The sequence below is a fragment of the Methanothermobacter sp. genome (genome assembly GCF_049720995.1).
GTDB lineage: Archaea > Methanobacteriota > Methanobacteria > Methanobacteriales > Methanothermobacteraceae > Methanothermobacter.
The window spans coordinates 1-10,955 of record NZ_JBNASF010000036.1 but is presented as its reverse complement, the minus strand read 5'-3'; the positions used below and the strand labels follow the sequence as shown (position 1 = coordinate 10,955).

Annotated in this window: 9 protein-coding genes; 2 read left to right on the top strand and 7 right to left on the bottom strand. The window is 48.1% G+C overall.

Annotated features, from left to right (window positions below):
- Nucleotides 1-85 precede the first annotated feature (85 nt).
- Nucleotides 86-595, top strand: coding sequence for a hypothetical protein (locus tag ACPLJI_RS08565; RefSeq protein WP_424730294.1), 510 nt, complete (start codon nucleotides 86-88; stop codon nucleotides 593-595).
- A 26-nt stretch (nucleotides 596-621) separates the two neighbouring features.
- On the opposite strand, the gene pdxS is transcribed toward ACPLJI_RS08565, so the two are convergent.
- Nucleotides 622-1,503 (bottom strand): pyridoxal 5'-phosphate synthase lyase subunit PdxS, encoded by an 882-nt coding sequence (gene pdxS, locus ACPLJI_RS08560; RefSeq protein ID WP_321212067.1) that lies wholly within the window; start codon nucleotides 1,501-1,503, stop codon nucleotides 622-624.
- A gap of 160 nt (nucleotides 1,504-1,663) precedes the next feature.
- Between pdxS and ACPLJI_RS08555 the strand changes: the two genes are divergently transcribed.
- Entirely contained in the window at nucleotides 1,664-1,858 is a 195-nt protein-coding gene (locus tag ACPLJI_RS08555) for a hypothetical protein (RefSeq protein WP_424730301.1), read from the top strand.
- A gap of 25 nt (nucleotides 1,859-1,883) precedes the next feature.
- On the opposite strand, the gene ACPLJI_RS08550 is transcribed toward ACPLJI_RS08555, so the two are convergent.
- From ACPLJI_RS08550 to ACPLJI_RS08525, 6 genes are all read right to left on the bottom strand, one after another.
- On the bottom strand, nucleotides 1,884-2,777 hold the full coding sequence (locus tag ACPLJI_RS08550) for a PfkB family carbohydrate kinase (protein WP_424730295.1): 894 nt from the start codon (nucleotides 2,775-2,777) through the stop codon (nucleotides 1,884-1,886).
- The gene (locus tag ACPLJI_RS08545) at nucleotides 2,774-3,457 is read right to left on the bottom strand and encodes a HisA/HisF family protein (RefSeq protein ID WP_424730296.1); all 684 of its coding nucleotides are present in this window, start codon (nucleotides 3,455-3,457) and stop codon (nucleotides 2,774-2,776) included. Before ACPLJI_RS08545 ends, ACPLJI_RS08550 begins: the two co-directional genes overlap by 4 nt.
- A gap of 139 nt (nucleotides 3,458-3,596) precedes the next feature.
- Nucleotides 3,597-3,935, bottom strand: a complete 339-nt coding sequence (locus ACPLJI_RS08540) for a DUF2149 domain-containing protein (RefSeq protein ID WP_424730297.1) — start codon at nucleotides 3,933-3,935, stop codon at nucleotides 3,597-3,599.
- The gene (locus ACPLJI_RS08535) at nucleotides 3,892-4,572 is read right to left on the bottom strand and encodes a MotA/TolQ/ExbB proton channel family protein (RefSeq protein ID WP_424730298.1); all 681 of its coding nucleotides are present in this window, start codon (nucleotides 4,570-4,572) and stop codon (nucleotides 3,892-3,894) included. The genes ACPLJI_RS08540 and ACPLJI_RS08535 overlap by 44 nt, the downstream gene beginning before the upstream one ends.
- A 16-nt stretch (nucleotides 4,573-4,588) precedes the next feature.
- Nucleotides 4,589-5,299: a DUF2162 domain-containing protein gene (locus ACPLJI_RS08530; protein WP_424730299.1), complete on the bottom strand. Its 711-nt coding sequence runs from the start codon at nucleotides 5,297-5,299 to the stop codon at nucleotides 4,589-4,591.
- 205 nt (nucleotides 5,300-5,504) lie between these two features.
- The gene (locus ACPLJI_RS08525) at nucleotides 5,505-10,625 is read right to left on the bottom strand and encodes a cobaltochelatase subunit CobN (protein WP_424730300.1); all 5,121 of its coding nucleotides are present in this window, start codon (nucleotides 10,623-10,625) and stop codon (nucleotides 5,505-5,507) included.
- Nucleotides 10,626-10,955: the final 330 nt, after the last annotated feature.

Here is a 10,955-nt window from a genome sequence, read left to right as displayed (position 1 = left end):
TAATTACCTATTTAATTACCTATAAATATAGGAATACCATATCCACTTCTAAATAATGGAGTTGGGGTCCTTGAAGGGTCAAATAATGCTCATCATACTTATACTGTCATTATTCATTCTCGGATGCGCATCTGCAGACCCTGAGAACAATACCACGGCGAACATCACATCTGGAAACCAGCCAATTGTAGAGCCACTTGCAACCGGCGTTAAGATTTCCGTAGACCCCGCAAGCATCGACCTTGGAACCGTTGAGCCAGATGGAATAGAAAGGGAATACTACACAGCAACAAAGGTAACCATAAGAACAACGAGGGGGACTCTAAGGTTCTCTGTAATGGCGAACAGCAACCTTGTAAGCCTTAACAACAGCTCAAACATCATCCCCATTTCAAATCTAAGATACAGCATAAAATATGATGGTCCCTACGGACCCATTATCATTCCAAAAAGAAGTTTTACAACTTCCTATTACCAGATATGGACCTACACAGGTCCCGTTAATATAGTGATTCCCATGGATTATTACCTCACTGTACCACTCTACACGGATCCAGGAATCTACAGGACCACCATCACCTACAGAGCAGTTTAATCAAAAAGGGTATTATATAGGGGGAACTACCATCCCCTATCCTGCATCCTACCCTCTTCAGGGATCTCACTGATTTCAAGGCCCCTCATGGCTGTGCCAAGGCCCCTTGAAACCTCAGCTATGACCTCAGGTTCGTCGTAGTGGGCTGTGGCCTCAACAATTGCCCTCGCATATCCCTCAGGGTTATCGGACTTGAATATACCCGAACCAACAAACACGCCGTCGGCACCAAGCTGCATCATGAGGGCTGCATCTGCTGGTGTTGCAACACCACCAGCTGCGAAGTTAACCACAGGGAGCTTTCCAAGACGGGCTGTTTCCCTCACAAGTTCAAGTGGAGCCTCAATCTTCCTTGCGAATTCCCAGAGTTCCTCTTCCTCCTTGTTCTGGATCTCCCGGATCTCACTCATCATTATCCTCATGTGCCTCACGGCTTCAACGATGTTACCTGTTCCAGGTTCCCCCTTGGTCCTTATCATGGCGGCACCCTCGTCTATCCTCCTGAGGGCCTCTCCAAGGTTTCTTGCACCGCACACAAATGGGACAGTGAACTTCTTCTTGTCTATGTGGAAACGTTCATCTGCGGGTGTTAGAACCTCGCTCTCATCTATCATGTCAACCCCAAGGGCCTCGAGGACCTGGGCCTCAACGAAGTGTCCTATCCGGACCTTGGCCATCACAGGTATCGACACTGCGTCCATTATCTCCTGGACCTTGTTGGGATCGGCCATCCTCGCGACTCCACCAGAGGCCCTTATGTCCGCAGGTACCTTCTCGAGGGCCATTACGGCGACTGCCCCTGAGTCCTCTGCGATTGCGGCCTGTTCAGCGTTGACAACGTCCATTATAACGCCGCCCTTGGTCATCTTTGCAAATCCCTTCTTGAGTACTTCTGTGCCATGCAGCATGATCAATCTCCTCCTGTTAGAATAAACAGCATATTTATATCTTAAAACCAACTTTTAAATATCTTGCCCGGGTTGCCGCTCCCGAAAATATTTAAGATGATGAATCATAACATAATCAGAGATGACAAATAGCTAACCCAGAAGGTTTTTCGTGATAAAAATGGTGGCAGGAACATTCACAGGGTCTGTGATCTACTCACACGCCGTACCCGCACTTCTTGGATTCACAGGAATGATACTCCTATGTAACGGTATGATGGATGATAAGAGAAACCAGGTTCTTGCAGGTCTCGGTTTATTCTTCGCAGCTGGGCTCCTTCCCTTCATCATACTGCCCCTTATTCTCGGTATCTGAAACCATTCCACCGGGGAAGATTCCCTTAAATTTCCCCTTCAAGTTTTTTTGTGGCCATGAAGGATGCGAAGTTTCCGGCAGCCTCAGGGCCAGAAATCCTCCTCATATGGACATAGGCGGCCATGTATGTATCCCCCAGCCCGGTTGGGTCAAGTTCCCTCTCTGCAGCAACAGCCATTACCCTTATGAGGGATCCTTTATGGGATATCAGGGACCCCCGGGGCCCGCAGGTTACTATGACCTCACCGCAGTGTTCACCCAGTACCCCGAGAGCCCCCATGAGGTCACCAGAAACCGTTCGAAGTTCGTTTATGTCAAGGAAAACTCCACTACCGGCCTCCAGGACCCGCAGGATTTCATTCCTGAATTTCAACCTGACCATGTCCCCATGGGGGTATCTGAGGTAGCCCTGAAGTCCTGTGTAGAGTCTGTGCCTTTTTCCCAGAAACTGCAGCGTCTCCAGGGGTATGTCTGAGGGCAGAAGAGGGCCTGCAAGGACGGCTGCCCAATCCTCCACTGCAATATTTTCGATATCATCAATTTCAATGGGGTTACTGGCAAAATTGGACCTCTGGATCCTCCTCGAGGTATCCCCTTTATAATAGATATTCTCAAACTCAACCGTGGAATCCCTGTAAAGTGGTATTATGTCTGTCTTGGATGGAAATTCCCTGAGCAGGTGCCTGTCATCCTCTGATAGGGTTACAACTGCCGTGTGGTCAACTCCAAGGTGGGAGAGTAGCCTGGAATAGTAGTAAACGGCTCCCCCCACCATGAACTCTGTCGAGTTCCTCCTCACTATCCGGTCCCGGCTGAGAGGTCCAAGGAGGAGGTACCTATCATCTGTGTTCACATTACCTCCAAAGGCAGGCATACAAACCGGATAAGGAAGGAGGAGGTACCTATCATCTGTGTTCACCCGGGCCTCACCATCCCCTCATGGAGAGCCCTTCCAACAAGAACCTTCCCCACACCCATCGCCTCAAGTTCAGGTATCTCCCGGGGCAGAACACCGCCACCGGGTATCACTCTACTGATGATTGGCCTGAATAGTTCAAGGAGTTCCCTGTTGAACCCTGAGGATGTGCCAACCGCCCCCAGGTCAAGGAGTATGACTTCACACTCGTAGTCGAGGAGCAGGTCCCTGAATTCCTCAGGTTCAAGGTCAATGTTCTCTGAGTGGAGCTTCATGTCCTTAACGTCCACGCTTACAGCTGTTCTCTCAGGGGGGTAAGTTTTAAGGATGTGCTCAAGTTCCTCTGTATTCTCAAGGGTCTCTGTTGCGGCAACAACCCTGGATGCGAACTGGAGCATGAATCTGAATGTCTCCCTGTTCCTGACCCCTGCATCGAGGGTGACCGGGAGCACATGGTTAACCCTTCCTATGATATCAAGGCTGGATCCTGTGCCCTCAATGGCGTCAAGGTCGGCTATGTAGATTGACCGTGCCCCGGCTGCCCTGAGGGAGAGTGCTATGTTCACGGGGTCAGGGGATGATGAGAACACCGTCTCGATGGGCCTGTAATTTTCACGTTCACCTGACTTGCCGGCTACCGCTATACCACCCCTCAGATCAATAACAGGTATGACCTCAATCATATGGATACCTCTAGAAGAAGTAAAATATCAGAACTCACTTTGGGTTTGAAATATTTAAAGTTTTCAGAGTAATGGGAAGGGGATGGTAAGCTGAACCCTTACCACCAAAGTCCCCAAAAAAAAATTGAATGGGTAAAAACTACCCCTGCACCATTATCAGCTTACCTGTCTTGGGGTCCCTGTAAACGGTTCCCATCTCAACGTATCCCTGGCCAGATCCCGAACTGATCTGGGGAGTGTTGTTGAGCTCCTGGCCCTTCTGGACTTCAACTGCCTTCTTCATTGCCTCCATGGTTTCCTGACGCTCCTGTGGAGTCATGTCTGCGAATACGACATTCTGCATGTTCCAGGAGAGCACCAGGAATATGAGGAAGCCCACCGATAGGACCAGCATTGCATCAACAAGGTTTGCGCTCCCGGCCATCGGGTCCTCTTCATTTTGATCCGACAGGAGCTTTCGCCGGCGTCTGAGCGGCATTATCCATCACCTCCAGCACTGCCTCGGCCATAGTCTCAAGGTTTGAGAGGTACTCCTCATACCATCTTCTCCTGACCTTTGAGATCACGTAGGCTATGCCCCCTGATGCCAGCCCAACAACGGTGGTGTCAAAGGCTATGATGATGGCCTGTGCCAGTGTATTTATATCACCTGCACCAAGGGCTGCGAGACCTGGACCCATTGGTATGAGGGTCCCCATCAGTCCCAGTGTTGGGCCGAGCCTTGTCACGATATCTGTCTTCTCGAGACTCTTTGCAGCCCTGAGTTCCTCGTTCTCTATGAGTTTTCTTGCCAGGGCCTCCCTTGATTTTGGTCCAAGTTCAGGGGTCCCTGCGATATCCCTGAGAACGTCCTTCTGGCTCTGTGGTATGTCCATTGAATCCACAACTTCAACTATTCTCTCAGGGGTCCCTGGATTTGATATTGACCTTATTGCCGATTCAATTTCCTTGACATCGGTCCTTATTCTTCCAGAGTACTCTGATATGAGCCCTCCAAGGGTCACTATGGCATAAACCATGAATAAGAGTAGACCAGCTATGACCGGTATGAGGAGGCTCTGGGAGACAACGTGTAGTGCACCGCTCAGTATTTCACTGCCGGGTACTGCAACCATATCATATCACCTCTTCCTATTCTATGAAAGTACTTTTTCTCTTGTTAAGGTAGATTCCAAGCCCCATGAGTGCCAGTGTTCCGAGTACAACGTATGTTATTGTATCTACACCTGGCACCGTGAGGGGTGTCATCTTCATGCTCATTACGCTGTTAACATTCGGGAGCACGATTGCAGCCGTGAGGAAGTATAGACCTGCAAAGAGCATGAAATTTCCCAGAAGAACCGGGTATGGTTTCTTGATGGCGGCTGCGATCCCATTGGCAAATACATAGAAGAAACCTATGAATGCTGCAAGGATTATCCCTGAGTACTTGCCAAGTGTAACCGCAGATACTCCTATTATCGGTGATACCAGAATTATGCTGACGATGACCGCCCCGAAACAGCAGGGGCAGGGTGCAACCATTGCAACGCATGCGGTCTTTGCCGTGTCACGCCTGTGTTCCTTCCACTCACGGAGAGTGTGGACACCTGCGAATATGAGAATGGCTGCCATTATGATTGTTATGAGCGAACTGTAGGTGTTGAAGAAGCCCTGAATCGAGTTCATGTAGGCATTTGCAAGGGCTGCGAGGCCATATATGCCAAGACCATAACCCGCCGTTATTAGGGCTGCCATCTTCTTTGATAACCCTGCAAAACCCATTGCCAGTCCAATCTTAACGCCGAATATCAGTAAAACCGATAGTATTCCCGCCTGCCACAGTAGGTTTGCCATGTCCATGTTTCACACCTTCTCTTTTCAACTTTATAATAATTACTATATAAATTAAATTATTACTATTTCACAGGATTGAAGCAGTATTTTAATACCACATTTCTTATTACTATTAGGCGACGATAGGTAATAAGTCATTCAAACGATTTTTATTAGAATTAAAGTAAATCTGATATTTAATGTTTTCTAAAAAGAAATGAATGGAAGGATTCTATCTCCTTCCAGGTCCGAGGAAGTATCCAACTCCCACAAGAGCAACCAGGGCTATAACACCGATTATGGCGTACACAGGCATTCCTGTACTTGAAGCACCTGATGAACCGGCCTTTGTGACTTCATAGGATTTTCCCGCGCCCTGTGACGATGCTGCTGATTCTGCTGGAGTGTTCTGTGATGATCCATGAGTACCTGGACCTGCGGTTGAGGCACCTGAAGAGCCCCCTGATCTTCCTGAGACTTCACTGCCGGTACTTCCACCCTGAGGCTGACTTCCAGGCGCGGAACCTGGTGTTGAACCGGATTCTCCGCCCTGATTCGGGTTCTCAGCAGGTGCGAAGGCTGCGCTCTTTGTAGCCGCATAAAGCTTCTCCTTGACCCTTGAAAGAAGATCAGGATTCACATACTGCATCACCCACTGCATCATTGCAATGTTACCGCAGCTGCAGTCACAGCAGGCAACACCATACTCTGCAATGGTGCTCGCCCATTTATTTGCGACCAGTCGCAGCGTTGCCTCATCAGCCTTCCAGAATCCCTTATGTGCCGCTGTAAGCAGTGTTCCAGTTATACTGATCATTGCATATGCTCTGTTGCCAGTGGAAAGCCACTCAGTTACGCCCAGATTGTATCTGTCCCTTATGTACACGTCTGTGATCTCATTCCAGTCATAGTCGTCAACGAGTTCCGGTGTGGTGACCTGCCATCCCCAGAGGTATGCGACAAACTTGTTGGAGATTGTCCTCGCACCGCTGTATCCCTCATTCATCATGGACTTTATCCATTCAGGGTTATAGTAGCGCGTCCTCATCTCACGCCTCATGAACTCCTGCAGTGAGACGACCTCTGGCCTTGAAGGGTTTGCATAGTAGAGCACATTGAGTGAGGGTGCCACTCCACCGTTGACCTTCTCGATTGCCATTGAAAGACCCCCATAGTAGTCGTAGTAGTCGTCGTTGTCGATTACGCCATAGAGATTTGTGCTTCTGCTGTGATAGGCCACTTTAACACCCTTCAGCAGGTCCTCAAAGAGGTTCTCCCTTGAGGCGCCCCAGAGGGTATTCGAGTATGCATGGCTCATCCTCCTGAGGTAAACGTCTGCAAGCTCTGACCTGTCATTCCATGTCCATGCCTCTTCAACTCCATGGTTAACACCGGCACCATAGTCACCCACAGGAGGTGCGAATATGCGTGTTATGGCTGCATCACCATCATATCCTGCAAGCACAAGCTCTATCCAGTGTTTTGCAATGTAGTTGGATTCAATTGAATCGTTTTTGTCTATGGTTTTAAGAAGATCCGCCATTGTCTTGGCCTGATTGAACTGCCCTGTGATCAGTGGATTCAGTGCAAGGTCCAGCTGCTCCTTGAGTTCAGGATGTGCAGCCAGGATCCTTGAGTATGATGCCCCAAGTGCAACCCTGTATGCCACATCCATCTTGGCCAGCAGGTTTGGATAAAGATCCCTGAACAGACCACTGGTGGTTACTATGACATCAATCCTTGGCCTTGATGTGAGGTTCAAAAGTCCCATGCTGTTTCTAACCCTGTTGAGGTCTGATAGAAGCTCTGTTAAATTTGTTGGAACTATATAGGATAGTTTTCCTCCTCCAAGCCAGGTTCTATCGTCCATTTTTGGCTGAACACCCAGCATTCTCAGGACGAATGAAACCATTGTACCGTCATCCCTTGCTGTCTCAACGCACCAGACCACAGCCGCCATCTTCTCGGGAATTGTGTCAAGCTGGGCCAGAGCCATATCTGCTAGTCTCTTACCCAGGTCCCAGGCAACCTTTGTTGGCAGTGTGTTGTCATCCTGTGCATAGAAGTTTCTGCCTGTTGGAAGCGCGTACGGGGCCTTTACAGGATCTCCACCCTTTGCAGGGGTTATATAGTGTCCTGATAGACCCTCCATAAGTGCATCCATTTCACTGGAGGGACTGTTCTTAAGGAGTGAGATGTACTGGAGCGCCATCTCAAGCTTTGACTGAAGCGCCGTCTTCACTGATGGATCTGTGACGTTGGAGAGGAGTGTGTCAATTGGTTTTCCCCTTAATAGTTCAAGGATCATCTCAACGGTGGCATTGTTAACTGATTCAGCCTGTTCGAATGTGAGGTTGTTGAAGTTCCATCCCCTCATCAGTGATATCAACCTCGGGAGTGATGGATCCACGTCACTGTCCGCTGAGAGCATACCTGATACCATGAGGGCCACCTCACTGTCAGTCCAGTTAAGACCGAAGGTGTCAAGCCCATATGGGATCAGTGTGCTGGTTATACTGAGAATGTAGTCATGCACCCTGTCTATGTCCTCATCTGTTATATTGGTTGCGTTAATCCCGAGGTCCCTTTCAAGGTTGAGTTTGATTACTGTCTCCCTGATTCTGTTTGCATACTCCTCCTTCATGGGGTTTCCATCTGGTGTCATTTCGTAATTTGAAAGTAGACCTGCGAGTTCCTGGAGGTCACCGTAGAGTTTAGTCCTTGTCAGTGGGGGTGTGAGATGATCTATGATCACTGCAAGTCCCCTTCTCTTGGCCTGCATGCCCTCTCCAACACCGTCCATTATGTAGATGTAGAGTGATGGTGTGTTACCTATGCATATATCAGGGTAGTCAAAGGCTGCAAGGGCGTACTGTTTCCTTGGTGTCCACTCATAGGTCGCATGTCTTCCGACATGGATCTGTGCATTGGCACCGAAAACCGTGTTGACCCATGCATACCATGCAAGGTAGCAGTGAGGTGGTGGGACTATGGTGCTGTGATAAAGGTTTGCGACGTCTGCTTCCCAGCCCCTCTGTGGCTCTGGTCCTATGAATACGTTTCCAAACATGAGGCCAGGGATCACGATGTACTTCCTTCCATTCCTTGTTACAACCATGACATTTCCTGGGGGTTCACCCCACCCTGTCATGCCTGAAACATTGAGGGCCATGAACTGGTTCTTGTAGATGTAGAAGAGATCCCATGCCGTTGTGTTGGATGTGTTCTGTATGGCTGCTGCAAGGGCAGCGCTCATCTTATTTATAAGGTCTATGGCTGTCCCCGCGATTTCAGGGTGTGTGTTGGCATTTGAGATCATCTCCTGAGTCCAGCGGTTGAGTGTTTTGAGCATTTCATCTGTGACATGGCTGTCTCCTCCGCTGATGTACTGTACCGCAAGCTTTGTGAGTTCCTCAATGTATCCCACCGGACCCTCGACCATCTCCTTACGTGCCACAGGGTCAAGTGTGTTGAACCATGCGAGGTAGTCCTCGTATGGCCAGAGTATCGCATTTGGACTGCTTGCAAGTTTTTCGAGTTCACCAGGGGCCCAGTTTGCAACGTTTATACCGTTTCTGATCATCATCTCAACCAGTGCATCGGCGTCCTCCAGTATTTCACCAACATTGTAGCCCTCTGCCTTCATGCGTTTGAGTATCTCGATGATGCTCTCAGGGACGTTCAGGTAACTTGCACCTATGTTCTGCTTACCTGGGGGGTAGTTGTAGTACACAATTGCAATCCTTTTATCACTGTTTGCCATGGTCTGGAGTCTGATCCAGTTGAAGGCCCTGCTGACAAGTTTCTCTATCCTCTCAGGGATGGTCACTGTTATGTCCCACTCTGCCCCTGTCTCAGGGTCTGATCCTATTTCACCAACACCTATTGCAAGTGGCTCTATCTGACCCTGCATCTCTGGCTGTGCACACTGCCAGTAGACGGACATCCAGCTGAATCCTTCCTCTGAGACAATCCACTGGCCCATTGTCCTGTATTTGGAACTGGTTATAAGGGCCCTCAGAACAGGAACATTCGAATTTTCAAAGAATCTGTTGACCTGATTACCTGATGTTGTGGAACCCGTTATGAAGGTCAGCATGTCTATGATAGCGTTTACCTTCACGGGGTATTTCTCAGGGTTGGCTTCATACTGAACGACATTTGATGCGTCTGTGAGGAACTTAACCAGCGCTGAATAAACGTTCACGGGTTGTGCTGTGCTGATCTTGAGGTTCCTTATCACGTTTCCGTTCTCGAGTATCTGAACCTCATAAACCTTTGCAGTTAATACGCCTGTAACACCGAGAATTGATTTTGTGTCACTGTAGTTTCCTATCCCCCTGATGGCTGTTATGTTGTAGGTCTGGTTTGCAAGGCAGAGTGTCTGGATAATGTTTTCCATTGCACTCTGGTTCAGAATGATATAACTGGACCATGTTCCCACAAGTGGAATGACATTCATCCCCCTTGAGACAATTTCATCGATTATCTGCTGCATGGAATCCGCATACTGAACCTCCCCAGCGGATGAAATGTAGCTCAGAACAGCCAATGTGGGTTTAGTTTGATCCAGCGGGTACCTGCTGAAGTAGTCAGCAAGTGTGAACCTCTGACCATCCCTGTAGAGGAACTCCTGTGACAGCTGGGATGCTGGTTCAACAGGTTCTGGATCCCAGGTGCTGTTCCATTGAAGTCCACGCATATTAAAGTACATTTTCAGAGCGAGTTTGAACTGATTCCCCAGATTCTTTTTGCCTGATGCAGCGTAATAAATTGCGCAGTCAATCCACTGGTGCAATGCTGTGTTTCCAGGATATTTCTGCTTATATGATATAAGTGACGTCAGGTCTCCGTCATGACACGCCCCTATTAAACTTCCCGGTTTATCATATGTTCCTATATCACTGTCATTTACTCCGCTGAATACATTTGTATTGTTTATTCTGCTCAGTTTCACAATTGTGGGGCCGCTTTCAAATACCAGGAAAACTTTGTTCTCTATCAGGGAAGGATTGGCCCTTATCACCGCTTCAAGGGAACCGTTACCTGCAAGCGCTGTTCCCCATTCAGCGAGTATCACATGTGAAGCGTTGATGAGTGATGCTATCTCATCACCTGTCATGTTACCTATCTGACTGGTGGATCTTATCTGGAACTTCACTTTCTTCGAATCCCTGTTTGTGAGGTTCATTACACTGTATGCGACTTCATTGTAGCTTTTTGTAGCCGTTGATGAACCTATAACAAGTACTGTTGTTGTATTCCCCTCCGTGCTGTTATCCGCAGCTGCCACTGTCTGGCAGAGCATAACCATGAAGAGAACTGCTATCAGTGTAATTAGCTGTTTTCTCATGACATTTCACCTCCTTTTATTTTTTTTACAGTACCCACTCTGAATTATGTCATTAAAATAAATTGTTATTACATAATGACGAATACTTTAAAAATAAAACATAATGACGAATACTTTAAAAATAAATTATTACTTAAACTGAAATATTACTTAATTTAGATATCTATCGGGAAAAAGTAATAATTCCTGGGATAAAAAAATAAAAGAGGAACGGTCTATTTTCCTGCTCCGCCCCTGAGGAATCCAAAGGCCACAAGACCAGCGGCCACAAGGACACCCACGATACCATAGACGTACCATGACCCATCACTGCCAGAAGTTGAGGTTGCA

Coding starts and splice junctions, on each gene's coding strand:
- ACPLJI_RS08565 (WP_424730294.1), top strand. CDS start 86: ATGCTCATCATACTTATACTGTCATTATTCATTCTCGGATGCGCATCT.
- pdxS (WP_321212067.1), bottom strand. CDS start 1,503: ATGCTGCATGGCACAGAAGTACTCAAGAAGGGATTTGCAAAGATGACC.
- ACPLJI_RS08555 (WP_424730301.1), top strand. CDS start 1,664: ATGGTGGCAGGAACATTCACAGGGTCTGTGATCTACTCACACGCCGTA.
- ACPLJI_RS08545 (WP_424730296.1), bottom strand. CDS start 3,457: ATGATTGAGGTCATACCTGTTATTGATCTGAGGGGTGGTATAGCGGTA.
- ACPLJI_RS08540 (WP_424730297.1), bottom strand. CDS start 3,935: ATGCCGCTCAGACGCCGGCGAAAGCTCCTGTCGGATCAAAATGAAGAG.
- ACPLJI_RS08535 (WP_424730298.1), bottom strand. CDS start 4,572: ATGGTTGCAGTACCCGGCAGTGAAATACTGAGCGGTGCACTACACGTT.
- ACPLJI_RS08530 (WP_424730299.1), bottom strand. CDS start 5,299: ATGGACATGGCAAACCTACTGTGGCAGGCGGGAATACTATCGGTTTTA.
- ACPLJI_RS08525 (WP_424730300.1), bottom strand. CDS start 10,625: ATGAGAAAACAGCTAATTACACTGATAGCAGTTCTCTTCATGGTTATG.